Raw genomic sequence first — 23,422 nt, forward strand, 5'->3', positions numbered from 1 at the left:
GCGACTTTGGGAACTGCGAGGTGGGGCGGCTCATCGCCATGTCGTTGCGGCCAACTTGATCACACCCACTACGGACATGGTGCCACTGCTGTCCGGTTTAAATTGTGTCACCATTGGAGGCTCATCTGGCCGGGATTTCCGGGAGGGTTGTTGCGTGGTTTTAGCAGGCGGTCGATCCTTTTGCGGTGCATCAGGTTGGTGCGCACCAGGCGGGCGAAGGCCAGCGGGCTTATGATGGTGGCCTGGTCGGCCTTTGCCATCTGCAGCAGCAGATAGGCGATCAGAGCGACGGCCACCTGGATGCGCACTGCATTTTCGCTGTTGCCGAGGAAATGGCGGATTTTCAGCGTCTGCTTGACCCAGCGGAAGAACAGTTCGATCGCCCAGCGGCGCTTGTAAAGTGCGGCGATCTCCTCGGCCGGGGCGGTAAGATCGTTGGAGAAGATGCGCAATATCTTGCCGGTTTCGATCCGCACGCCGATCTCGCGCACCGGCCGGTTCATCGGATTGCGGCGGCTCCTGGCCTGGCGCTGCGGCAACAGGCCGATGCGGTCGAACAGGATGCCGGCATCCTCGTTGACCGCCTGCTCGGCGCTCGCTGTCAGTTTCGTATGGGACTTGAGGCGGGTGACGATGCGGCAGCCGGCGGCATCCAGCTTCGCCCACCAGCCGAAATCGTAATAGCCGAGATCGAAGACATAGGTGGCGCCCGCCTCGATCGGCATCTCCTTGGCGGCGGTGATGTCGTTGACATTGGCCGCGGTGACGGCCGCATAGATCGGCCGTTCGGCATTGGCATCATAGACGACGTGCATCTTGGCGCCGCAGGCCTGATCGGAAAAGCGGGCCCACTGCGATCCCGCCCCGGAAAGTGGCAGACTGCTGCCGTCGATCAGATAGACCGCCTCGCCGATGGCCCGCTTGAGGCCGCGCCCGGCGCGGGCCAGCATCTGCGTAAACAACTCGGTAAAAACGGCGCTCGGACGCAGGCCGTTGGCATCGGCGAAAGTCGAGCGCGACACCGGGCGAGCGCCGAGATGGTAAAGGCGGGCACTATGGCTTTCCAGGGACCCGACGATCTCGCGCAGGCTGACGGCACCGGCAAGCTGGCCGTAAAGCAGGGCGATCAACTGGCTCTTCGTCGACAGCCGCCGAACATGCTTGTCGGCCTGATGCTCCTCCACAAGTCTTTCGAAGATCGTCCACGGAATCCGCTTCAACAGATCATGAAAGACGCTATTGTCATGCCGCACGGTGTTGCTCCTATTTCGTGTCCGAGATCGTCGCGAAACGCTCGAATACGAGTAGAATCAACACCGTGCACCATGTCCACTAAATTTAAACCGGACAGCAGTGACATGGTGCAGTGGATGACACACATCCTAGCAGGGTTCACGGAGCTGGACGACGCATTGGATAGGTTGCGGAAAGCCATCGTTTGATCATAGCACTCTCCTGTTTCGCCCTCATGAGGCGCACCCCGTAATTAGCGGTGTTTCTTACAGGAACCATCCGATCACGGTCATTTCCCTCTCAACTGGGATCCCTACCAGACGAGACCGCGCGCTGCGACGTCCTCGACACGGGTCACCACCCCGCCCCGATGAAACACCATCGTATCGAACAGGTTGGAAACCACGCACGTGTGGTTCGGGATGATGAAGAGCTTTTCGCCGATCTGCGGCCGGGGGCCGGTGCAGTTTGAGAGATCGATCACGCCGTGTTCTTCCGAGAGGCTGGTGATCCGCGCCTGGGGATAGCCGACGATCAGGCCGTAATCGCTGAAGCCCTGGAGGTCCGAGGTCAGCGCCTTCGAGCCGGCATCGATGACGGCGCGGTCGGCGGTGGGCCGTGAGACGACGGTTGCCAGCACATGCATGGCGCAGTCATCCTCGGTGCAATGGCCCATGCGCACCATCTGGCGGTCGTTGTAGATATAGGTGCCGGCGCGGTGTTCGGTGGCCGAAGGGACGAGATGCGCCTCGAACAGGCTCGGCGTTCCGCCATTGCTGACGATCGGACAGGCGATGGCGTCGGATTTCAGGCGGTCTAGCGTCTCGACGATGAAGGCCTCGACGGCGGCGGCCGCTTGCGGCTTCGGATAGGTGACGATGCCGCCGAAGGTGAGGCCGTCGGCGGCGGCGATGCGCCTGGCGAGCGCGGCCGCTTCTTCAGGCGTCTGCACGCCGCAGCGGCCGCCGCCGGTGTCGCATTCCACCAGCACCGTCAGCGGCTGGTGGCCGGAGAAATGCGCCGAGAGGCCGTCGACCGTCGTTTCGCTGTCGGCGACAACCTTCAGCGCCGGGATTTTCTCGTTCAGCTTTTCCAGGCGTTCGAGCTTCTGCTGCCCGATTATGTTGAAGGTGATCAGGATGTCGCCGAAGCCGGCTGCGGCAAAGACTTCGGCCTCCGTCACCTTCTGGCAATTGATGCCCCTGGCGCCGGCGGCAAGCTGCGCGACGGCGAGCGCCGGAATCTTGTGCGTCTTGATATGCGGGCGGAAGTTCAGCCCGTGCTGATCCATGTGGGATTGAACGCGGGCGATGTTGGCGGCCAGCCTGTCTTCGTCGATCACGGGGCGCGGCGTCGAGAGATCGGCGATCCTGTCTCCTGCCCTGGCGACGACGGCAAAGCTGGCATCAGACATCTAGGCGGCTCCGCGTTCTCTTCCGTGTGGATCGGCCACGATCGGCCAGATGGTCTTCGGCGCCCGCCGGTATGGCGTCGTCGCCGGATTATTGGGATAGGGCGTTCCGGCGGAGCAGTAAAGGATCTCGGCGGCGATCCTGGAGAAGGACGCGAAGAAGTGATTGGTGGATTTGATCACCAGGATCTTCTGCTTCTCGGGATCGATGCCCATCACTGAAAACAGGCTCGGATCGAAGCTCTGGGCGCGCGTCGAATTGAGGATGATATCGATGCCGTCGAGCGCGATATGGGCGGCGTCGCCGAAAGGCGCCAGGCTCTCGCCGAACTGCATCTCGGCATTTTTTACCAGCTTGACGACCTTCACCGTGCCGTCGATCGGGTTGCCGGTGCCGGGCGCCGATTTGGCGCCGAAGCGCAGCGGAATCTCAGACCCCTCGCCCGCCGCAAAACAGATCTGCACCGCCACCGGGTCCCAGATGGTGCCGATTGCCGCACTGGTAACGCCGCGGGCCATCAGCTCGGCGAGAACAACGGTCGCATCGCCCGCCGTGCCGCCGCCCGGATTGTCCCAGACATCGGCGATGACGACGGGCCATGCGGTCGCGGCAATCGCGCGCGAGACGGCTTCTTTCTCGTCGATCTGCGGGACCATGAAGGTGCCGCGCTTGGAAAACAGTTCGAGTCCGAGCTCGCGCGCCAAAGCCGCGCCCTTTTCCGGCTTGTTATCGGTGACGACGAGCAGCTTCGTTCCCATCTCGGGAACGTCGCCGACCATGAAGCCGTGGATCACCGAGATCGACAGGATATCGGGATCGTCCTTTTCGATCCGCATGATCTTGTCGACGAAGGAGCGCATCGGCTCGCGCGAGGTCGGGAAGACGTCGATCATCCGGCAGTCGAACACCGAGATAACAGGCTTGACCCGGCCTTCCAGCGTGTCGACGGCGATGCGCCAGAGATCCTCGGCGCGATCGACGAAATCGGTGTGCGGAAATTCCTTGAAATAGACGGCGAAATCGAGCGCCGCGACACGTTTGGCCGTCAGATGGCTGTGCGGATCGAGTTCGGCGCAGATGAGCACATCCGGTCCGACGATCTCGCGCATGCGCTGGAGAAGATCGCCTTCCGTATCCTCATATCCGGCCGCCACCATGGCGCCATGCAGGCCCATGACGACGGCATCGACCGGCATGGCCACGCGGAGCTGGCCGAGGATTTCGTCGCGCAGCTCCTCATAGGTCGTCCGGTTGACGAGGCCGGCGGGGTCGGCCCAGGTGGCGGTTCCCTCGATCAGCTGCCAGCCCTTTTCCCGGGTGACGCGCCTTCCGACGGTGATCGGTGCGGTGCAGAGGGTCGGTGTTTCCGGATGCTGGCCGGGGGGCGCATAAAGCGAGGCTTCGAATGCGCGGCGATCCACGCAGATCGGGGAGAAAGTATTGGTCTCGGTCGCCAATGCCGCCGTGAAAATGCGCAAGAAAGTCGCCTTCGTGTTGTCTTCCCGCTTTAGCCCATCGGGTTCGGCAGGTAGCCGGTGAAACCTGAGATCTTCCAGCGCCCCTGGTGCAGCCGGCAATAATAGAGCGTCTGCCATTGCAGGATGTCGCGGGTGCCGTCAGCCCTGGTGATGCCGCCGTCGAATTTCTTGCGCACCAGCGCCATCTCGCCTTCGATCTCGATATCCTCGAGCGTCGTCGTGGTGAAGATCGCCGTGCGCGGATCTTCCGCGAAGCTCTGCTCGGCGAAATCCTTCGCCTGCCTCAGCCATTCCTGGCGATAGGCCGCGAGCGTCGGAAATGCCAGGCGCCACCGGTCGGGGCTGACCTGCTTCTGGGCATCAATGCCGATGAAGCCCTCTTCGACGAAATCATGCTCGACCTTCGACCAGTCGGCGGCGAGAAAAGCATCGATATCGCGCGGAACGAGCATTTCCCAGATCGCCTGCCGGGCGTTGTCGGTGGGGAAAGGATTCTGGAAAGGGTCGCGCATATCAGCCCCGGATTGAAATTCTTTTCATAATTCGTGTTTTTCACTGGTCAAATTCTGCTTTCTATGGTCATTTGTCAACGTATCAAGAAAATAATTTGCAAGGACTTCAGCATGCCCATCAAGCGCTATGGCACTGTTCAAACGGGGGCCGGCGGCAAGGCGCTGCCTTTCGCGCGTGCGGTCGAGGCCGACGGATGGCTCTATGTTTCCGGCCAGGTTGCAATGGAAGATGGCGAGATCATCGACGGCAACATCATCGCCCAGACCCACAAGACGATCGCCAATGTTCTGGCGATTCTCGAAGAGGCCGGATACGGCGTCGAGGATGTCGTGCGCGTCGGCGTCTGGCTCGACGATCCGCGCGACTTCTGGACCTTCAACAAGATCTATCAGGAGTATTTCGGCGAGCATCCGCCGGCGCGCGCCTGTGTGCAATCGTCGATGATGGTCGATTGCAAGGTTGAGATCGACTGCGTGGCCTATAAGAAGAAGGGTGCATAAGGAATAAGGGCGGGAGCGGCTTTGGATATCTTTTCGACATTGCAGGAAGACAAGGGCCGGCTCTCTCCCTCCGAAAGCCGCATCGCCGAGATCATCGTCAATGATTTCGAGTTCGCCGTGAACGCCTCGATCATCGAGCTTGCCGAACGCGCCGAGGTATCGCCGCCGACCGTCACCCGCTTTTGCCGGCGGCTGGGCTGCGAGAGCTTTTCCGATTTCAAGGTGCAGCTCGCCCGCACTGCCCATATCGGCGTGCGTTATCTGAAGCCGGAATCGAAAAGCACCGATCCGGCCGATGTCGCCCAGGATATCATCACCAAGGCGCAGAACGCGCTGTTTCTGCTGCACCGGTCGCTCGATCTTGCCGCCATCGAAGCCGCCGTTTCACACATCGCCAAGGCCGATATGATCTACGCCTTCGGCTCTGGCGGCAATTCGTCGATGATCGCCGACGAGCTGCAGAACCGGCTCTTCCGGCTCGGGCTTCGCATTACCGCCAGTTCCGATCACAGCATGCAGCTGATGATGGCGGCGGCAGCAAGGCCGGGCGACGTGTTGATCGGCTCGTCCTTCTCGGGGCGCAATCTGGAGCTGGTGCGGGCCTTCGAGCTTGCCCGCGACACGAAGGTCAAGACGATCGCTCTCACCCAGACGGAAAGCCCGGTTGCCAAGGCGGCCGAAATCGTCGTGCCGATCGACCTTCCCGAAGGCAATAATATCTACCGCCCGACTTCGACGCGCATCGCCTATATCGCGACGGTCGATATTCTCTCGAGCCTGGTCGCCTATGCGGTTCAGCCGAAGGCGACGACCACGCTGCGGCGCATCAAGCAGCAGCTCGTCATTCACCGCGACGGCGACGACCGGCAATTGCTTGGAGATTGAAGCTGATGAACGGGAGTCTGGGAAAATGACGAAGTCGATAGCCATCGTGACCGGCGCGGCGGGCGATATCGGGGCCGCGATCGCAGCAAAGCTCGCCGATGACCATGATGTCGTGTTTCTCGCCGATATCGATGCTGCGGCTGCCTCAGCCGTCGCCTCGAAGCTCGGGCCAGCCGATCGCTTCGTCGCCGCCGGGTGCGATGTGACCCGCGAGGCGAGCATATCGGAATTGGTCAGCCGTGCCGCCGAAGCCGGCCTGGTGCGAACCCTGGTCAACAATGCCGGCGCGGCGCGGGCCACCAGCCTGCACGAGACGACGCCGGAGATCTGGCGGGCGGACAATGCGCTGAACCTCGAAGCGGCATTCCTGTGTTTCCGTGCCTTCGAGCCGATGCTGAAGGCTTCGAAGGGGTCCGTCGTCAACATCGCCTCGGTCAACGGCATGAATGTCTTCGGGCATCCGGCCTATAGCGCTGCCAAGGCCGGGCTTCTGCATTTCACCCGGCTGGTCGCCGTCGAATACGGCAAGTTCGGCATCCGCTCCAATGCCGTCGCCCCCGGCACGGTGAAGACGCAGGCCTGGGAGAAACGCGCCGCCGCCAATCCGAATGTCTTCGAGGAGGCGCGCCGCTGGTATCCGCTGCAGCGCGTCGTCGATCCGAAAGATGTCGCCAATGCCGTCGGCTTCCTGGCCGGTCCGCTCGCCGCCGCCATTTCAGGCGTCTGCCTGCCCGTCGATTGCGGCCTCACCGCCGGCCAGGCCGAACTGGCGCGAACCTTCTCGCAATCGGAATATTATTGAAATTCTGGGCTGCGATCTCTGAGCCGAAACGATAACATGACCTTCCGGACTGCCCGCCGCGGCCGCGCCTGCCGATTTCCCTGACAATTGATGACCCCATGAGCCGCCTCTTCCCCGACGTCTTCCGCAATCCGGCGATCCGCGCCAGCATGATCGCCATTTTCACGTTCGGAATGGCGGGGGCGATGACAGCGCCCTATCGTTCGATCGTCGGCATCCGCGAACTGGGCTTGAGCGACGGCCTCTATTCCGTCCTGAGCTTCGCCTCGGCGGCGGTGAACGTGATCGTCAGCGTCCTGCTCGGCAATCTTGCGGACCGGCTCGGCGAATACCGTTCGGCGATGATCGGCGCCTGCATCTTCGGCATTATCGGTTACGGCATGGTCTATGCCTTTCCGAGCGCGGCCATCTTCGCCCTCAGCGGCCTGCTGCCGCTGCCGATCTTCGGAGCGCTGAATTCGCTGCTGTTTGCCAATGCGCGCGCGGCAATGCAGGGCATGAACCGGAATGACATGGTGACGGCCAATTCAGGCGTGCGCGCGATGATCTCACTCTCCTGGGTGCTGATTCCGGGCATTACAGGCCTTGTACTCTCCGGTGCATCGAGCATGCTGCCGGCCTATCTCTTCGCCGCCGTCTCGTGCCTTCTGTGCCAGGGCATCATCCTCTTCGCCCTGCCGAAACGGGCCGGAGCGAAAATGGCCGCAGTTCATCACCTCAGCTATCTCGGGGCGCTCAGGCAGGTGGTTTCGCCGCGGATCTCGGCGCATATCGCAGGGGTGGCGCTGATATCAAGCACGCTGCATCTGAACGACGCGCTTCTGCCGCTGATCGCCACAGGTGCTGCCCATGGCCGGCTGAGCGATGTCGGCATCCTTGTCGGCATCGTCGCATTGCTGGAAGTCGTCTTCATCATCGTCTGGTCGCGGATTGCGCGCAACGCCGGCCAGATGACGGCGCTTGCCGCCGGCACGATCATCTATGCCCTGTTCCTCAGCCTTCTCGGTTTTGCCTCTGAGCCGTGGCACCTCTATGCGCTGACCTTGCTTGCCGGCATCGGTGCTGCGGCGATCATCAGCATTCCGATCACCTATCTGCAGGATCTCATTGCCGATCGGCCGGGGCTCGGCAGTGCGCTGATCTCGGTCAATATCTTTGCCAGTGCGGGCATCGGCGCGCTGGTCTTTGCCGTCGGCACATCGGTCGCGGGTTATTCCGGAACCGCCATGCTGAGCGCCGTCACCGGATTGTCGGGCATCACAATTCTCGGCCTGCTGCAGCGCCGCAATGCCGTTGCCCCTGGTGATGCTGAGGTTCAATAGACCTGACGAAGAATGTGGCTTTCATCCCTATCCGTCTTGTGACAAGGGTGAGGCCTCATTTCCTTTGAAGGCGACATGAAGGCGATCTCCGGCACGAATCTCGAGCAGGCCAAATCCCACAACCGGCGTGTGGTGATCGAAGCCGTGCGGACGCATGGTCCCTTGTCGCGCGCGGCGATCGCGCGGATGACGGCGCTGACGGCCCAGACCGTGTCGAATATCGTCGAGGAATTGGAGCGGTCGCATCTTCTCGTTCCGGCCGAGGCGCAGAAGCTGGCCCGCGGACAGCCGATCATCCCCTATTCGATCAATCCCGCCGGCGCCTATTCGATCGGTCTCGAACTTGGCCGCCAGCGTGCCAGCGGGGTTCTGACGGATCTCTCCGGCGCCGTCTGCGCGCGCATCGAGCGCCATGTCGAACATCCCGATCCGCAACGGGCGATGCCGGTTCTGCAATCGATTGTCGAGGACATTCAGCAGGCCTTCGAATTCGACCGAAACCGGCTGCTCGGCGTCGGCATGGCCCTGCCCGGCCGCTATGCCGATGGCGGCATCACCTCTCTCAGCCCGCAGAATCTGCCCGGCTGGCAGGATTTTCCTGTGGGGTATGAGCTGGAACAGCGGGTCAAGGTGCCGGTGCTCGTTGAAAACGACGCAACGGCTGCCGCGATCGGCGAGCGCCTCCACGGCGTCGCCCGCGGTTTGGGCAGCTTCGTCTATCTGTTTCTTGCCGGCGGCGGCGGCATCGGCGCCGGAATGTTCCTCGACGGCCATCTCTACAAGGGCAGCCGCAACAATGCCGGCGAGATCGGCCATATCATCGTCGAGCCGCACGGCAAGCTCTGCAGCTGCGGCAAGCGCGGCTGCCTGGACCGCTACGTCTCGCCGACCGTCGCTTACGAATTCATGGGCATCGCCAATGCCGAGGAGCTATCGCCTGACGATCTCGACGCGCGGATCGCCAGAGGCGGCGAAGGCCTGGACGCCTGGCTCGACCAGGCCGTCCAACCGCTGCGGCAGACGCTCGACTTCCTCGAACTCGCCTTCGATCCGCAGACCATCGTGCTCGGCGGCAGCATCTCGACATCGCTGATGGCCCGGCTTGCCGAGCGGCTGGAGCCGCTGCACACCCCGATCGACCCCAATCAAAAGCGGATGGTGCCCCGCGTCATGATCGGCATGACCGGCAAGGATACCGCGATCCTCGGCGCAGCCGCCCTGCCGATCTTTTCCGAAACCAATCCACGCTTCGACGTCCTGCAAAAGCCGGTCGGCTGAATTCGGTTTAGCCGAAAGAACCAAGGCAATTGTCCGCTGACGATTTCATCGAACATCTCCCTTGGTCTGGCTGAGCCCTTAAAATGACAAGGTGCGATATCACCAAAAACCGCGCATCACCGCATCCGAGAGGCGCTTGCCCTCCGCTAACGCAGATTCCGTCTTGAAGAACTCGAACAGCTTGGTGTCGCATGCCCAGTCACTGTCGGAATCGATTGGAACATTGAGCTCGGATCTAAGCGCGGCGCGCCACTTATCGGGGAGGTCCGATGTCGATGCGTGGAACTCAAGAACCCTTAACCGGCGGATTACAAGGTCAGTTCCCTGCTGCTCCGGCGGCCAGTGAGCTTCGTCGGCTCCCCATTGCAGCCATCGCAACATATCCGGCCACCGCAATGTGATCGCAATCCAGCGTGCATATTGATCCAGATCTGGCGCGCGCCAATGAGCGTCGCGCGCGCGTCTCGCCGAGCGTAAAGAAAGATAGAAGCGAGCCAGATTGACCATCCGTTTCATTTCGCGTGGATTGCCGATGGAGTAGGCGGCAATCTTACGAATGATCGCACCAACGTCTCGGCTCTCCGCAAACGCTGTCGTGGCCATGTCTGCCGGCTTGTCGTCCAGTGGGGGAGCCGACACTGGTTTACGCGCTGGCGTGTCAGGCCCTGTCTCCTCGGGCGGAATCAGCGGGCGCTGCAACTCAAACCCATTCGCAGGGGCAACTGTCCCATCATTCTTCCCGGATGGTGTGGTGGGCGGGACAGCGCCGACGAGCCAGTCCACATAACCTTCAAACTGCCGCCCACCGCTTGGCGGGATTGTGAAAGGGAGCTGTATGAATTTGTCCATGAAGCGCCAGCCGAGCGGCACGGCGCGCTCATAGGTCGGAAGCTGCTTGCGTACGTCTTCATGCGCACTTTCGAGCGCTGCAGCCACCATCTGCGGGTCCATGCCGATGACGAACATGCAGCGGTAGGTATCGCTGGCGAGCAGCATGCTCACGCCCTCGACGACGCTCGCCACCTTGCTTGGCGAGCAGCGGTCTAGATCGTCAATGAAGATGACGATGGGGGCGTGTTCGCTCTCACCGGGCTCTTTAGGTACGACGCCGAGCACGCGCCTGAGGTCCGAGTGAATGTGGTGGATCTCTCCGATTGCTTTGCCGTAGTCGGGCACCCTAATATATTCGGCAAGGCTGAAAGTTGCCGGTTCCTTACGTGTTTCATCGCGGCTTTTAAAATAGCTGCCGACAAGATAGATCGACAGAATTATCTGGACTGCAACCGCGCTGGCGTACCCATTGCCGTCGGGTACCCATAGCGAGATCGCCTTCTGAATGGTTCCGGGGAGATCGGGCTTCACGACACCGAGACCAAACAACGCTAAGGTCGTCGACACACCCGCAAGCACCCATGCGCGAGCCTTCGCCCACCAAATGGTGATGACCCTGTTATAGATGCGCTTGCGGATCTCGCCATCGTCGATACGCGCGAGCTGGAGCTTTAAAAGGAATTTCTCCCTCTCGAGCGGCGGCAAACGTTCGGCAACCTGCGAAACGATGGCGTCGACCAGCCCCGCCCAGACCTGCTCGGTTGTTTCGTATTTCCATGCATTGAACCAGATCGTCCAGAGCCGCTTCGTCGGGCCGATGTTCGGCGCCGGTTCCGGGTTGACGGAGAAATCCTCATCACGGTCGAGAAACCGGAGGACCGCTCCGAGCAACAGTCGCGGCGCGCCCGCAATTCCCCCGATTGCCGGTTTGTGCTTCTCCCTGAAACTGCGCGGATCGAGCTTCTCGCGTATCAAGTTCATCAGCGATGATTTTCCGCCGCCCCATGGCGCTTGGATGCTGATGCTGAGCGGCGGCGGCGTTTCGACGTGCGTCAAGAACTCATAGATTGCGGTTGCATAGCTGTCGTAACCGAGTTGATCATCGCTCGTCGGGACGTCGTTGTTAAATCGCTTGAGGACTTGGCCGAGACGTGCGTCCTTGTATTCCGTAGCAAGCTTGTCCGCCGTCATCCCCATTTCTGAGAGCACACGCCGGAGCCTAGCCTCTTCTTGCGCGAGCAGAGCCGTTACAAGATGGTCGATCTGGATTGGCCTCTCTGCTCCGCCGGCAATCGCAGACGCACTGTGGAGCACCGATGCGATATTCTTGGTCGGCTCCAGCAGTTTGACGGCTTTGTCTGGCGACGAAAGCTGTTGATCTGTTCCGAAATAGTCCTGCCAAGCCGCAGAATATCGATCGCCAGCCAGGAAATGAACGGCGGCTCTGAAGAATTCGGCCGCCACATCGTCGCGAAGCTCGACAGGCGTCGCAGTGGACTGGCTGTCAGCAAGCGCGAAGAACAGGAGCGTTGTCGAGAGTGCTTTGCGTGGCCTGCGATGCAATTGACCGAGGCTCGTTGCATGATTGAGGGCGGCCGTCACCGCGTCCGACCGGGCGAGTTCGTAGGGAGTGGCGCTTGCCTGGGTCGGTGGGGTAACCGTGAGGGTCGCAGACGCTGCACGGATTTGGTCCGATAGAAAGTCTCGCTGGTCCAACGGCATGTCGTCGGGGACCGAAATCATCGCTTTCATGGTGCCGCTGATGATACGCCGGTCGGTCTGTAGCACATCGAGGATGATCGAAAAGCTCCGATCGAACGGGATTCGGCCCACGCCCGTCCCCATCAAAGGAACCCAGATCGAGCTCGCGCCCTCGATCGCTGGGTCGGCGAGCGCCAGCCGGAGATTTACTCGCAGCGCCTCTTCCGGGGGACTGCTGGCGACGGTGACGACGAAGCAGATGAGACCGCGTGACGTTCGCTCGACATGATAACCGCGCTTCAGCTCACGAGCGCTCGGCAGATCCGGAGAAAGGCCGAGCCGACGGAGAATCTCGCCGTTCAATTGTCCGGGCGTACCGGCCGCATCGGTTGGCAGGAAGATGACATCGGCCTCCGGCGGCGCCGTTACCCGCACGGAGATCGTGGATCCGATTGTCGCCTCGAGCAGTTCTTCGGTAGTTTCCATGTTCTGCTCGGCCGTCTATTGCAACTTCACGGTCGCAAGGTGTACCAATGCGACCAGAAGTCGGACACCATTGTCGAGCGCATCGGGATGGATCGTGAAGCCGCTCTGATGGACCCCGACATTGCCCAACGCGTCCTTGGCGATGCCCTGTCCGAAATACACCGCTGGCAGCAACTGGCCATAGAAGGCGAAATCTTCTGAAGTCATGTAGCGTTCGGTTGACACTGTCAGCTTTATGCCTGCCTCACCGGGCAGGTCTGCCGCAAGAGCACGAATGGTCTCGACATCGTTGACAGTTGGTGGCGTTCCCGGCGTCACGATCCACTCGGCGGTCGCGCCGTAAACGTGAGCGAGCGCACCGACCCTTGCCGCGATGAGGTTGTTGAGCGTGCCGGTCGTTGCGGCATCGCCGAGTGGCTCGAAAGCACGAAGCGTGCCTTCCACGGTCACCTCGGCGGGAGTGGCATTGATCGACGTCGAGCTGCTGGCAATCTTGGTTACCGAGATGACTGCAGGGCGGTTCGATGAATCCCATCCTCGCGCAGGCAGGTTTGCAAGCTCGACAATGACTTTGGCGGCCGTTAGGCCGAGATCAGTGCCCTCATAAGGCATCGCTGCGTGCGACGCCGTACCACGCAGAGTGAGTTTGAACGTGTTGCTGCCAGCCATCGCCGAGCCCTGAGACACACTCACTTCGCCGACCGGCTGGCCCGGCACGACATGCTGCGCGAAGATCGCGCGGACGCCGAGCCGCTGGAGCACACCGTCCGCGGTAATGTCGTCGGCGCCGCCTTTCACCTCCTCAGCGGGCTGAAACAAAAACACGATCTTGCCGACGAACGTCTCTGGATGGTTGCGTAGCTCGGCGGCGGCACCGAGCAGCATGGCGCTGTGGGCATCATGGCCGCAGTTGTGCATCAGCCCAGGCGTCTCTGAACGCGGATCGTGATCTTCGGGCTCCTCGCCGGTATCGAGGCGGCGGGCATCCATGTCGGCACGCAGAGCGATCGTCGGGCCGGGCTTGCCACTGTCAAGCACGGCTATCACTGCCGAGGGCAGAGCCGGTACGGCCACCAGCGAGAAGCCGCCCATGGCCTGCAAGCGATCGACGATATAGGCATGAGCCTTGGGTAGGTCCTTGCCGATTTCCGGATTGCGGTGGAGATAGGCATAAGCATCATCTGCTTCGCCGGCTGCTACAGGCATCGCCGTCAAGCCGCATACGGCTGCGATCAGGGTGGCTTGGATGGCTTTCCAGACGAAGCCATACATGAATGACGAAACCGAGAAGGCCGTTAACCCGCTCCGGTCAAAGTTTATGCCAAACGAAACCGTGTTGGTGCCGCTGACCGCGAAGATCTGGACACCCCCAACCTTCTTGGATTTGAAGCGCATGATGATCCCCCAATGCCCCCAGTCCCACATACCACAACTTTTGCTAGTAAAACAATCTGTGATGTAGGTAAGAGACGGCGGTTCTTCGATGAGAGATCCGGAAAACATCGAACCGTTGCCGCCCTACGAAAGCCGCTCGGCTAGCGCACTTCGGTCCGGGAGATTGCCGATGCCGGCTCCCTCACTCGCCTGCCGGCACCCTCGCCTCTGCTTGCAGCGCGCGGCGCGCCGGAGGCCGCGCAAAGATGACCACGTTGCCGAGAAGCGTCAGCGCCAGGCCGGTCAGGCCGAGACCGGTCCAGTGGTAGCCCTCGAAGATCGTCGACAGCGACAGGGCGACGATCGGGAACAGCACGGTGGCATAGGCAGCGCGTGAGGAGCCGATGCGCGACACCAGCATGAGGTAGGTGGTGAAGCCGATCACCGATCCGATTGCCGCGAGATAGAGCAGCGCGGCAAGATACCTGATGTCGGGCGGCGTCACGACCGGCGTTTGCGTCACGGCAATCAGCAGGAGGAGGAAAATCGCGCCATAGGTCATGCCCCAGGCATTGGCGGTCAGCGGTGAGATCCCGGCCGCGCTGTTTCGGCGCGACGCCATATTGCCGAGCGAGAAGAACAGCGTGCCGAGCGCCGCGAGCCCGATCCCTTTCAACGTGCCCAGATTGAAATCGACGCCAATTTCCTCTGCGAACAGCAGGAGGAGGCCGGTGGCGCCGAGCGCGGCCGCCAGAAGCGTGCGGCCGGTAATGCGGTCACCGAAGAACAGGCGCGCATTGACGGCATTGTAGATCGTTGCGAGCGAGAAGATCACCGAGATCAGCCCGGACGGGATATAGCCGGCGGCGTTGTAGAAACAAATGAAATTGAGGCTGAACAGGCAGAGCGCTTGCGCAAGGATGAAAGGCTGATCGCGCAAGGCAGGCAGCTTCAGCTGCCGCATGACGGCCAGGATGGCGACGAGGATCACGGCCGCGAGCGCAAATCTGTAAAAGACCGAGACCAGGACCGGCACGGGACCGACCTGCATCGCAATGGCGATCCAGGTCGTCCCCCATATCAGGACGGTCGCGATGAAGAGAGCGGCATTTGCCATGGAGTGATCCTCGTTTTCTCGATCGATAGGCCAACCGTGAGCCGGGCTCTTGCAGATTCTTGCTACGAAATTTACTGCCCCGGACTTCCTGCTCGCCACGCGGACCGTCCACCGGTATTATTCGCGAGGACGTACAGGTGTGAGGAAGAATAGGTGAAAGATAGCCGCCTCTCGGTTTACAGCTTTTTGTCCGCATCCCCCTCTGCTCTCATGTCGCAGTCGATCGATTTGGGGTTCGGGCGATCGGCGGCCCTCTGGAGCAATGGCAGCGACAGGATGAGCTATGAGCGGCCGGACGGACATACGTTCAGCCTCTATCTCACCGGCGGCGCCGGAACGCGCCGTCTGGATGGCAGCCCCGCGGCGCGGGGCCGGCCCGGAGCCTTGTGCATCATGCCGCAGGGGCACTCGTCCGAATGGGAAATCACCGACCCCTTCGAATTCGTCCATCTCTACGTTCCGGACGATCAGATGCGCCGGATGTTTGCCGAGACGTTTGACCGCGATTCCAGGCTTATGGTCCTTCCCGAAGCGACCTTCGCGGATGCACCCGCCCTGGCGCGCACGCTTCGGCAGATGACGAAAGCGATGTCGGCCGGCGACCATCTGTCGGCTGAAGAAGCAATGACGCAGACGATCAAGGATTTCTTCGTTGATCCGCGTTACGGAGGGATGCGTTCCCGCACAATCAGCGGCGGGCTCGCTCCTCATATCAGGCGCCGGATCGTGGACTATATCGAGGCCCATCTCGACGAGACGATCCGCTTGCAGGATCTGGCAGCCATCGGGCAGCTCAGCGCCTTTCATTTTCAGCGGATGTTCCGGGCAAGCTATGGTGTGTCCCCGCATGGCTGGGTGGCCCACCGGCGTGTCGAGCGTGCCAAGTCGATGCTATCAGGCACGGAACCCATCGCGCAGATCGCTTCGGCCTGCGGCTTCAGCAGCCAGAGCCACATGACCCGGGCATTCAAGCTGGGCACCGGCGTCACGCCCTCTGCCTACCGGCAGCGACCGTGACGCGCCTCTACCTCACTTCACCGCGATGACGACCTTGCCTTTCGAACGTCCCGTTTCCACATAGGTCAGCGCCTCGTTGGTCTTCTCGAATTGGAAGGTCCGGTCGATGACGGGGCGGATGGCGCCCGCCTCGATCAGCGCGGTGATCTTGCCGAGCTGCGCGCCGTTTGCCGTCATGAAGAGGAAGGAATAGCCGATCCCCTGGCGTTTCGATTTCCGCCGGATGCCGAAGCTCAACAAGCGCATGACCTGCTGCAGCGGCCAGCCGAGGCCGTTTTCCCTGGCGAAATCGGGATCGGGCGGACCCGATATCGAGATCAGCTTGCCGCCGGGCTTGAGGACGGCGAGCGATTTCTCCAGCGTGTCCTTGCCGAGGCTGTTCAGCACGACGTCATAGCCCTTCAGCAGCTTTTCGAAGTCGTCCTTCTTGTAATCGACCACCACGTCGGCGCCGAGGCTTTTCACCAGATCGACGTTTGCCGTGCTCACTGTCGTCGCCACATGGGCGCCGAGATGTTTGGCAAGCTGGATCGCGATGGTGCCGACGCCGCCGGAGCCTGCATGGATCAGCACCCTCTGCCCTTTCTGCAGCTTGGCGCGCTCGACCAGCGCCTGCCATGCGGTCAGTGCCGCAAGCGGAATGGATGCGGCCTCTTCCATGCCGAGATTGGCGGGCTTCAACGCGAGATCGGCAGCGTCGATGGCAATATACTCCGCGAACGTGCCGATGCGATCCTGACCGGGCCGTGCGTAGACCTGGTCGCCGGGTTTGAATTGGCGGACATTGGCGCCCACCCGCGCCACGACGCCGGCGACATCATTGCCGAGCACCAACGGAAGCCGGTACGGCAGGATCAGCTTGAACTCTCCGTCCCGGATCTTGGCATCCAGCGGGTTGACGCTGGCGGCATGGATATCGACCATGACGTCATTCTCGCGCAGCTGCGGTTCAGGGCTCTGGCCGAGCCTCAGGGCGCCGCCTTTCTTGTAACGATCGATCAGGAATGCTTTCATGGGACGAACTTTCGTTTCTATGAGGAGCCGGTGGCGCGGCAATGCAGGTTCAATCGGGAAGCCGGTTGAAACCAGGCAATGCCGGGTTCTCTCCTGCTCGTCGACGCGCCTTCGTTTTATCGTGGAACATCCATGCGCAATCTGTTACTATCAAATCGATAGCAAGTCACTACTAAAAAGATATCGATATGAAGAATCTTTCGGAACAGCCGTGCCTGATCGCCCGCAGCCTGGCGCTTGTCGGCGATGCGTGGAGCATGTTGATCATGCGCGACGCCCATGCGGGGCTGACCCGCTTCGATGATTTTCGAAAAAGCCTCGGCATCGCCCCGACCATGTTGACGGGGCGGCTGTCATCGCTGACAGAGGAAGGGCTGCTGCAAAAACGCCGCTATTCCGAGCGTCCGCCGCGCGACGAATATGTGCTGACGGAAGCCGGCCGCGACTTTCTGCCGGTGCTGTTTGCGATCGGCGCCTGGGGCCGCAAACACCGCGGCGGCGGTGACGTCACCCGCTTCTTCGACGCCGAGACCAGAACGGAGATCGATCCGGTGACCATCGACCGGGCGACTGGCGCTCCTGTTGGAACCCGTCCTATCCGTGTCGCCGCACCCGGCTGTAAGCCGCCCGCCGCGGATGACGCTGGCTCCGGCAGTTCCGCTTGAAGCGATGCCGGCATCCTTGCCATCGCCGCCTCCCGCGATGGCAAGGATAGTCCGCAAATCACAGCTCGGCCCAATCCGAGCGCTACGACTGTTGCAGCCCGTAAAGCAGCGGCATCAGCCCTGCGAGCGCCTTGAAGCGTTCCCATGACTTGGCGGACGGCTTCGTCCAGCCGGTTTCGGCAAGTCCGGAGATACGCGGAAAAACCAGGCGGTCGAACACGGCGCGATCCGTCATCGGTTCGGACCAGATGCAGGCCTGGATGCCGAGGAGTTTCTGTTTCTGCGCTGCCGTCCAGCCACTGAGCGGATCGAAATTATAGAGCTTTTCGGCGTCTGATGTTCCCGCCCAGCTGGCGCCGGGCTCGTCCCAGTCCGGCCGCAGCGCCATGTCGAGGTAATAGACCTGCCCGGGGCAGACGACCATGTCGTAGCCGCGTTCGGCAAGTTCGGCCGAGACTTCGACATTGCGCCAGCTGCAGAGGTAGCTCTTGGATTTGTCGATGACATCGCCATGGGCCGCCTCTTCCCAGCCGCCGGTGATGCAGCCCTTGCTCGCCAGGAAGCGTTGCACCCGTTCGAGGAACTCCGCCTGCAGGATGGCCGCACCCGAACCGTGGATATCGTCAGCGCCATGCGTATTGGTGACGACGTTCAGCCGCTTGGCATGGGCATCGGCAACCGCGTCGCCGGCCACAGTGCGAAGGCGGTCGAGCGCTGCCGGTGAGCCGGACCACGCCCCGAGCGGCACCTCGTCGGCGCCGAGATGGATCACCTTGAACGGGAAGAGCTCGATGAGTTCCGTCAGGATGGTCTCGACGATCTCGTAGGTCTTCTCAAGCGCCGGATTGATGCAATTGTCGGGAAAGCCCTGAACCGAATAATAGCTGCCGAGCTCGGCCGGATCGCGCAGCTCGGGTATCGCCTGCTGCATGGCGTAACAATGGCCGGGCATGTCGATTTCAGGCACGATCTCGACGCCGAAGCTCTTTGCCTCAGCGACGATCTCGCGGATGACTGATTTGGGATAATAACCGCCTGTGCGGGCCGGGCTGGACCCAAGCAGCGGCGGCACGGCGAGGCCGTGGCCGCGCCAGGCGCCGATCTCGGTCAGCGTGGGATAGGCGTCGATCTCGACGCGCCAGGCCTCGTCGTCGGAAAGGTGCCAGTGGAAGCGGTTGAGCTTGTTCCAGGCCAGCACGGCGATCAGCTTCTTGACTTCGGCCGCGCCATAGAATTGGCGGGCGACATCGAGATGCAGCCCGCGCCAGCCCATCGCCGGCTCGTCGACGATCTCGCCAGACGCCGGAAACTGGAAGGTTCCGGGATGCAGCCTGGCGCCGCGCCAGATCTGGCCGAGGGTTACCAGGCCGTAGAGAAAGCCGGTCCGGCTGCTTGCCTCGACGGTCAAGGTTTCCTCGTCGAAGCTCAGCCGATAGGCTTCGGGACCGAAGCCGGCGGCATCCTTGAGGATGACCGGGACTGCGCCTTCCGCCTCGGTGCGCACGATGCCTTCGACGGCGAAGAGATGCTCCACCAGCGCCGCGAAACTTGCCGCCGCCGCCTCCCCTTCGCCACTCTGCGCCCGCGGCGCAAAACCGGCCGGCAAGGGACGGCGGGAGGTGACCGCCACGTGGTTCGGCCAGGGAATGATCGACACCTGAACCGGCGCATGAGCGGGAACCGGATAGATCTCGGCGCCACGCTTCAGGGTCGCATTGCTGACCGAAGAACGCGTCGGCTCGATGCTGAGCACGATGGCGCTGCCGTCGGAAAGTGCGAGATAAGCGCTCGTTGCGCCGTCCGTCCAATGGCGGAACTGCCAGCTCAGCGCGAAAACCGCAATCGTCCAGGTCTCGCCGGCGCCGAGAACGAAATCGGCCGGCGGCTGGAATTCGGTGAAATTGGAGAGCCGCTTCGAGACGGTGGCGCCTTCCACCCGCCCGGCCGGATCGACGCGGCCCGGGCCGCTGACGCAGAGGGAGAAATGCGAGAGCGGCTCGCTGCCGAGGTTCTTGAGGCGCAGGACATAGGAGAATTCCTTGCCGTCGGCAGGCGGGTTCCAGAGAGTTTCTAGCCGCAGGGCCTTCGGTCGCAGTGTGGACATGGTCACTCTTTCCTTTTGAAGATTGGCCTCTTGAGAAGCGGGCTTTTGAAATCAGCTCTTGTGCATTCCGGCATTGGAAACGCCGAGCGCGCGTATGAAGTGGTTGGGGCCGACCTGTTCGATCACGGCTGATTCAGGCCGGCTCAGCGCGCGCACCTTTTCCGCCTGTTCGAGGAAACGCGCGCTTCCGCCGGTCACGAACGGCCTGCTGCCATCCGGAACGGCGGAAAGCAGCAATCGCGTATAGGGATGGCTGGGATCGGAGAGAACCTTTTCGGTGTCGCCCCATTCGACCATCTGGCCGGCAAACATCACGACGATCTCCTCGGCCACATGCGCCGCGGTTGCGATATCGTGGGTGATATAGAGCATGGCGAGGTCGTTTTCACGTTTCACCCTGGCGAGCAGATCGAGAATATCCTTGCGGATGGAAACGTCGAGCATCGAGGTCGGCTCGTCGGCGACCAGCACGCTCGGTGCGACGGCCAGCGCCCGGGCGATGTTGACGCGCTGCCGCTGGCCGCCGGAGAGTTCATGCGGGAATTTCTGCCTGGTCACGTCAGGCTCCAGCCCGACGCTTGCCAGCAGCCGGGCAATCTCCTCGGCAAGCGCCGTTCTGGCGCCGGTGGGCCGATGCAGTTGCAGCGGTCGCGCCAGATGATGGCTGACGGTGAAGGCCGGGTTGAGCGATGAGAACGGATCCTGAAAGACCATCTGCACCTCCCTGCGGTAGCGATGCTCATCCCCGGTCTCGCCGCGGGCGGTCAGCTCCTGTCCGCGGAAAAACAGCCTGCCGCCGGTCGGTTTGTCCAGGCGCGCGATGATGCGGGCGCAGGTCGTCTTGCCGCAGCCGGATTCGCCGACGAGCGCCAATGCCCGGCCGGGAAAGAGCGAGAAGGATACGCCCTTCAGCGCCCGGACGGCACCGAAATCGCGCTTGATGTCCTCGAGCCGGATCACGGCTTCGGCGGTAACGGGATTTGCCTCCGCTTTCATGCCATGAGCTCCGATAGATGCGGATTGCCGGGAAGCTGTGGAATGGCGTTCCAGAGCTTGCGCGTATAGTCGTGCTTCGGCGCATGGGCGACCTGGCTGACGTCACCCACTTCGACGAGCTCGCCCTTCAGCATGACGCCGATGCGCCGGCAGAGCTGCGCCATCAGGTGCAGGTCATGGGTGATGAAGAGCACGGAGAAGCCGTAGGTCCGCTGCAGGTCGACAACCTGTTCGAGGATCTCCCGCTGCACCACCACGTCGAGCGCCGTCGTCGGCTCGTCCATGATGATGAGTTCTGGTCTGAGCGCAAGGCAGATCGCGATGACGATGCGCTGGCGCATGCCGCCGGAAAACTGGTGCGGGTAATCGCCGATGCGATGGGTGGGAATGCCGACGAGACGGAACATCTCTTCGGCCCGCGCTCGGGATTCCGCCTGCGAGCAGCCGGTGTGCCGGCGCAGGACGTCGTGGAACTGCGCCTCGACCCGCATCAGCGGATTGAGCGAATTCATCGCGCTCTGGAAGACCATGCCGATGCGCTTCCAGCGGATCGTCTGCAGCTCGCGTTCCGGCAGTCTGAGCAGATCCTGCCCGGTGAGGCGGATGCTGCCGCCGCTGATCCAGGCGGGCGCCTTGGAAAGACGGGTGATCGCATAGGCGATCGTGCTCTTGCCGCAGCCGGATTCACCGGCAAGCCCGAAGATTTCGCCGCGGCCGATCGTGAAGGAGACGTCCTTGACGGCGCGGAATTCTCCCTTGTCGACGAGGTAGTCGACATTGAGCTTTTCGATTTCCAGCAGATTGTCGCTCATCGGCCAAGCTCCAGTTCCCGGTTGCGGGCGCGGTTGAGGCGGAACCAGCGGGTCAGCGCCGGGCCGGAGCGCAGTTGCGGATTGGCAATCTCGTCGAAGGTGAAATTCAACAGCGCAAGCCCAAGGCCGGTCAGCGCGATGCCGAGCGCCGGCACTCCGATGTCCCACCAGGCGCCGACCATGATCGCCGAGGAGTTCTGGGCATTGTAGAGCATCGTGCCCCAGGAGACTTTCAGGGGATCGCCGAAGCCGAGATATTCGAGCGTCGTCTGGGCAACGATCGCGTAGATGATGCTGCCGACGAGGTTGATGCCGATCAGCGTCGTCAGGTTCGGCAGGACTTCCACGAAGATGATGCGCCAGGCCGGCTCGCCGATCATCTTCGACGCGGTGACGAAATCGCGATTGCGCAGCGCCATCGTCTGCGACCGCGTCATGCGGGCGCCCCACGGCCAGGAGGTCAGCGCGATGATCGTCATGATCGTCATCGGCCCCACCGTGCCGGCGAAGGAGGCGAGCAGGATCAAGAGCGGCATATTCGGGATGACGAGCACGGCATTCGTCGCGAGGTCGAGACAGGCATCCGTCCTGCCGCCGGCGTAACCGGCGATAAGCCCGATGGCGGTGCCGAGAACGGTGATGGCAATACCCGTGACAAAACCGACCGAGAGAGAGCTGCGGGCGCCCCAGACGAACTGGCGATAGACGTCCCGCCCCATTTTGGTGGTGCCGAGAACATGTTCGATCGACGGCGGCTGGTGCGAACGTCCGACACGCGCTCCGGGCTCGCCGGGTGCAACGAGCGGCGCAAACAGCGCCATCAGCCACAGGACGGCGATGATGATCAGGCCGGCGAGCGCCTTTTTCTGCTTGAGGACGGGCCATAGCGCAAAATTCATCACGCAGCCTCCCGCAATCTCGGATCGACGAGCCCGTAAATCATGTCGACCAGGAAATTGGCGCCGAGGGTCGCGAGTGTCATCAGCAGCAGCTGGCCCTGGATGACCGGGTAATCGCGGGCGATGCTCGCGGTATAAAGCGTCAGTCCGAGGCCGGGATAGTTGAAGACGATCTCGGTGACGATCGAACCGCCGAAGACGGCGCCGAGCATCAGCGCCAGATTGGTGAGAACGGGAAGCATCGCATTGCGGGCGCCATAGCCGAACATCACGGTGAGGTGGCTCAGCCCCTTGGCGCGGCCCATGGTCACATAGTCCTCGCCGAGCACCGAGATCATCGACGAGCGCATCGTCGTCTGGAATTCGCCGATCAGAAACGGCGAGAGCGTCAGCACCGGCAGGATCGCATGGGCGAAGACGCTGCCGACAAAGGTGAAATTGAAGGCGGGATCGAGATTGGGATCATAGGCATAGCCCACAGGAAACCAGCGCAGCGAAACCGCGAAGACGAAAAGCGTCGTCAGCGCCACGATGACGGGCGGCACCGAAATCATGATCACCGAGAGCGGCGAGACGATCGTGTCGAAACGCCCGCCGCGGCGCCAGGCCGAAACCGCGCCCAGCACGACACCGACGCAGAGCGAGAAGATGATCGCTGTCGTCACCAGGAAGACGGTCCAGAGCGTCGAGCGGCCGAGAACCTGGACGACGGTCTGGGGATAATATTTGACCGAGACGCCGAGATCGAAGGTGGCAAGCCCCTTCAGATAATCGGCGAATTGCCAAAGCATCGGCTGGTCGACCGCGCCGAAGCGCGCCTTGATCGCCTCGACGGCGGCAGGCGTTGCCCGCGGGCCGAGCTGGGCGACCATGGCATCGACCGGGCTCCCCGGCATCAGCCGGGGAAGAATGAAGTTCACGACGATGGCGAAGGCCAGGGCGACCGCATAGACGCCGAGGCGCCGGCTCGAAATGCGCATGTC

General features: G+C 62.2%; 20 protein-coding genes. 7 read left to right on the top strand and 13 right to left on the bottom strand.

Features of this window, described 5'->3' with window-relative positions:
• Positions 1 to 107 precede the first annotated feature (107 nt).
• From RHEC894_RS28145 to RHEC894_RS28160, 4 genes are all read right to left on the bottom strand, one after another.
• Positions 108 to 1,253 (bottom strand): IS4 family transposase, encoded by a 1,146-nt coding sequence (locus RHEC894_RS28145; RefSeq protein ID WP_010069540.1) that lies wholly within the window; start codon positions 1,251 to 1,253, stop codon positions 108 to 110.
• Positions 1,254 to 1,546: 293 nt separating this feature from the next.
• On the bottom strand, positions 1,547 to 2,647 hold the full coding sequence (locus RHEC894_RS28150) for a D-TA family PLP-dependent enzyme (RefSeq protein ID WP_085739991.1): 1,101 nt from the start codon (positions 2,645 to 2,647) through the stop codon (positions 1,547 to 1,549).
• The gene (locus tag RHEC894_RS28155) at positions 2,648 to 4,123 is read right to left on the bottom strand and encodes a M81 family metallopeptidase (RefSeq protein ID WP_085739992.1); all 1,476 of its coding nucleotides are present in this window, start codon (positions 4,121 to 4,123) and stop codon (positions 2,648 to 2,650) included.
• A gap of 29 nt (positions 4,124 to 4,152) precedes the next feature.
• Entirely contained in the window at positions 4,153 to 4,635 is a 483-nt protein-coding gene (locus RHEC894_RS28160) for a hypothetical protein (RefSeq protein WP_085739993.1), read from the bottom strand.
• A 111-nt stretch (positions 4,636 to 4,746) separates the two neighbouring features.
• Here RHEC894_RS28160 and RHEC894_RS28165 point away from each other — a divergent pair, with 111 nt between their 5' ends.
• From RHEC894_RS28165 to RHEC894_RS28185, 5 genes are all read left to right on the top strand, one after another.
• A complete protein-coding gene (locus tag RHEC894_RS28165) occupies positions 4,747 to 5,136 on the top strand; it encodes a RidA family protein (protein WP_049735854.1) in 390 nt (129 codons plus the stop codon).
• Between the two features lie 21 nt (positions 5,137 to 5,157).
• The gene (locus RHEC894_RS28170; RefSeq protein ID WP_010067848.1) at positions 5,158 to 6,021 is read left to right on the top strand and encodes a MurR/RpiR family transcriptional regulator; all 864 of its coding nucleotides are present in this window, start codon (positions 5,158 to 5,160) and stop codon (positions 6,019 to 6,021) included.
• Between the two features lie 25 nt (positions 6,022 to 6,046).
• The gene (locus tag RHEC894_RS28175) at positions 6,047 to 6,823 is read left to right on the top strand and encodes an SDR family oxidoreductase (RefSeq protein ID WP_085739994.1); all 777 of its coding nucleotides are present in this window, start codon (positions 6,047 to 6,049) and stop codon (positions 6,821 to 6,823) included.
• Between the two features lie 98 nt (positions 6,824 to 6,921).
• Positions 6,922 to 8,145, top strand: coding sequence for a major facilitator superfamily MFS_1 (locus RHEC894_RS28180; RefSeq protein ID WP_010066808.1), 1,224 nt, complete (start codon positions 6,922 to 6,924; stop codon positions 8,143 to 8,145).
• 75 nt (positions 8,146 to 8,220) lie between these two features.
• Positions 8,221 to 9,423, top strand: a complete 1,203-nt coding sequence (locus RHEC894_RS28185; protein WP_085739995.1) for an ROK family transcriptional regulator — start codon at positions 8,221 to 8,223, stop codon at positions 9,421 to 9,423.
• A gap of 99 nt (positions 9,424 to 9,522) precedes the next feature.
• Here RHEC894_RS28185 and RHEC894_RS28190 read toward each other — a convergent pair whose 3' ends face one another.
• The 3 genes from RHEC894_RS28190 to RHEC894_RS28200 all read right to left on the bottom strand — a co-directional run bounded on the left by RHEC894_RS28190 (position 9,523) and on the right by RHEC894_RS28200 (position 14,932).
• A complete protein-coding gene (locus RHEC894_RS28190; RefSeq protein ID WP_085739996.1) occupies positions 9,523 to 12,441 on the bottom strand; it encodes a P-loop NTPase fold protein in 2,919 nt (972 codons plus the stop codon).
• 15 nt (positions 12,442 to 12,456) lie between these two features.
• Positions 12,457 to 13,836, bottom strand: a complete 1,380-nt coding sequence (locus RHEC894_RS28195) for a M20 family metallopeptidase (RefSeq protein WP_164517726.1) — start codon at positions 13,834 to 13,836, stop codon at positions 12,457 to 12,459.
• 181 nt (positions 13,837 to 14,017) lie between these two features.
• Entirely contained in the window at positions 14,018 to 14,932 is a 915-nt protein-coding gene (locus RHEC894_RS28200; RefSeq protein WP_085739998.1) for a DMT family transporter, read from the bottom strand.
• Between the two features lie 276 nt (positions 14,933 to 15,208).
• On the opposite strand from RHEC894_RS28200, the gene RHEC894_RS28205 reads away from it, so the two are divergent.
• A complete protein-coding gene (locus RHEC894_RS28205; protein ID WP_085739999.1) occupies positions 15,209 to 15,949 on the top strand; it encodes an AraC family transcriptional regulator in 741 nt (246 codons plus the stop codon).
• A gap of 12 nt (positions 15,950 to 15,961) precedes the next feature.
• Here the strand turns inward: RHEC894_RS28205 and RHEC894_RS28210 are convergent, their stop codons facing one another.
• The gene (locus RHEC894_RS28210; protein WP_085740000.1) at positions 15,962 to 16,963 is read right to left on the bottom strand and encodes an NADP-dependent oxidoreductase; all 1,002 of its coding nucleotides are present in this window, start codon (positions 16,961 to 16,963) and stop codon (positions 15,962 to 15,964) included.
• Between the two features lie 188 nt (positions 16,964 to 17,151).
• Between RHEC894_RS28210 and RHEC894_RS28215 the strand changes: the two genes are divergently transcribed.
• Positions 17,152 to 17,628, top strand: coding sequence for a helix-turn-helix domain-containing protein (locus RHEC894_RS28215; RefSeq protein ID WP_010069371.1), 477 nt, complete (start codon positions 17,152 to 17,154; stop codon positions 17,626 to 17,628).
• A gap of 82 nt (positions 17,629 to 17,710) precedes the next feature.
• Here RHEC894_RS28215 and RHEC894_RS28220 read toward each other — a convergent pair whose 3' ends face one another.
• From RHEC894_RS28220 to RHEC894_RS28240, 5 genes are read right to left on the bottom strand one after another with little or no spacing between them, the layout of a single operon-like run.
• Positions 17,711 to 19,732: a beta-N-acetylhexosaminidase gene (locus RHEC894_RS28220; RefSeq protein WP_010069372.1), complete on the bottom strand. Its 2,022-nt coding sequence runs from the start codon at positions 19,730 to 19,732 to the stop codon at positions 17,711 to 17,713.
• A gap of 51 nt (positions 19,733 to 19,783) precedes the next feature.
• On the bottom strand, positions 19,784 to 20,728 hold the full coding sequence (locus RHEC894_RS28225; RefSeq protein ID WP_085740001.1) for an ABC transporter ATP-binding protein: 945 nt from the start codon (positions 20,726 to 20,728) through the stop codon (positions 19,784 to 19,786).
• Positions 20,725 to 21,540: an ABC transporter ATP-binding protein gene (locus RHEC894_RS28230; protein ID WP_085740002.1), complete on the bottom strand. Its 816-nt coding sequence runs from the start codon at positions 21,538 to 21,540 to the stop codon at positions 20,725 to 20,727. The genes RHEC894_RS28225 and RHEC894_RS28230 overlap by 4 nt, the downstream gene beginning before the upstream one ends.
• Positions 21,537 to 22,439 carry an ABC transporter permease gene (locus RHEC894_RS28235; protein WP_085740003.1) on the bottom strand — a complete coding sequence of 301 codons (903 nt, stop codon included), beginning with the start codon at positions 22,437 to 22,439 and terminating at the stop codon, positions 21,537 to 21,539. The genes RHEC894_RS28230 and RHEC894_RS28235 overlap by 4 nt, the downstream gene beginning before the upstream one ends.
• Entirely contained in the window at positions 22,439 to 23,419 is a 981-nt protein-coding gene (locus tag RHEC894_RS28240) for an ABC transporter permease (RefSeq protein ID WP_085740004.1), read from the bottom strand. Before RHEC894_RS28240 ends, RHEC894_RS28235 begins: the two co-directional genes overlap by 1 nt.
• Positions 23,420 to 23,422 lie beyond the last annotated feature (3 nt).

The organism is Rhizobium sp. CIAT894 (assembly GCF_000172795.2).
In the GTDB taxonomy this organism is placed as follows: domain Bacteria; phylum Pseudomonadota; class Alphaproteobacteria; order Rhizobiales; family Rhizobiaceae; genus Rhizobium.

Bases quoted from the DNA above. Each gene is read 5' to 3' on its own strand.
- RHEC894_RS28150 (WP_085739991.1), bottom strand. From the start codon at position 2,647: ATGTCTGATGCCAGCTTTGCCGTCGTCGCCAGGGCAGGAGACAGGATC.
- RHEC894_RS28160 (WP_085739993.1), bottom strand. From the start codon at position 4,635: ATGCGCGACCCTTTCCAGAATCCTTTCCCCACCGACAACGCCCGGCAG.
- RHEC894_RS28165 (WP_049735854.1), top strand. From the start codon at position 4,747: ATGCCCATCAAGCGCTATGGCACTGTTCAAACGGGGGCCGGCGGCAAG.
- RHEC894_RS28175 (WP_085739994.1), top strand. From the start codon at position 6,047: ATGACGAAGTCGATAGCCATCGTGACCGGCGCGGCGGGCGATATCGGG.
- RHEC894_RS28180 (WP_010066808.1), top strand. From the start codon at position 6,922: ATGAGCCGCCTCTTCCCCGACGTCTTCCGCAATCCGGCGATCCGCGCC.
- RHEC894_RS28185 (WP_085739995.1), top strand. From the start codon at position 8,221: ATGAAGGCGATCTCCGGCACGAATCTCGAGCAGGCCAAATCCCACAAC.
- RHEC894_RS28190 (WP_085739996.1), bottom strand. From the start codon at position 12,441: ATGGAAACTACCGAAGAACTGCTCGAGGCGACAATCGGATCCACGATC.
- RHEC894_RS28195 (WP_164517726.1), bottom strand. From the start codon at position 13,836: ATGCGCTTCAAATCCAAGAAGGTTGGGGGTGTCCAGATCTTCGCGGTC.
- RHEC894_RS28200 (WP_085739998.1), bottom strand. From the start codon at position 14,932: ATGGCAAATGCCGCTCTCTTCATCGCGACCGTCCTGATATGGGGGACG.
- RHEC894_RS28205 (WP_085739999.1), top strand. From the start codon at position 15,209: ATGAGCTATGAGCGGCCGGACGGACATACGTTCAGCCTCTATCTCACC.
- RHEC894_RS28210 (WP_085740000.1), bottom strand. From the start codon at position 16,963: ATGAAAGCATTCCTGATCGATCGTTACAAGAAAGGCGGCGCCCTGAGG.
- RHEC894_RS28215 (WP_010069371.1), top strand. From the start codon at position 17,152: ATGAAGAATCTTTCGGAACAGCCGTGCCTGATCGCCCGCAGCCTGGCG.
- RHEC894_RS28220 (WP_010069372.1), bottom strand. From the start codon at position 19,732: ATGTCCACACTGCGACCGAAGGCCCTGCGGCTAGAAACTCTCTGGAAC.
- RHEC894_RS28225 (WP_085740001.1), bottom strand. From the start codon at position 20,728: ATGAAAGCGGAGGCAAATCCCGTTACCGCCGAAGCCGTGATCCGGCTC.
- RHEC894_RS28230 (WP_085740002.1), bottom strand. From the start codon at position 21,540: ATGAGCGACAATCTGCTGGAAATCGAAAAGCTCAATGTCGACTACCTC.
- RHEC894_RS28235 (WP_085740003.1), bottom strand. From the start codon at position 22,439: ATGAATTTTGCGCTATGGCCCGTCCTCAAGCAGAAAAAGGCGCTCGCC.
- RHEC894_RS28240 (WP_085740004.1), bottom strand. From the start codon at position 23,419: ATGCGCATTTCGAGCCGGCGCCTCGGCGTCTATGCGGTCGCCCTGGCC.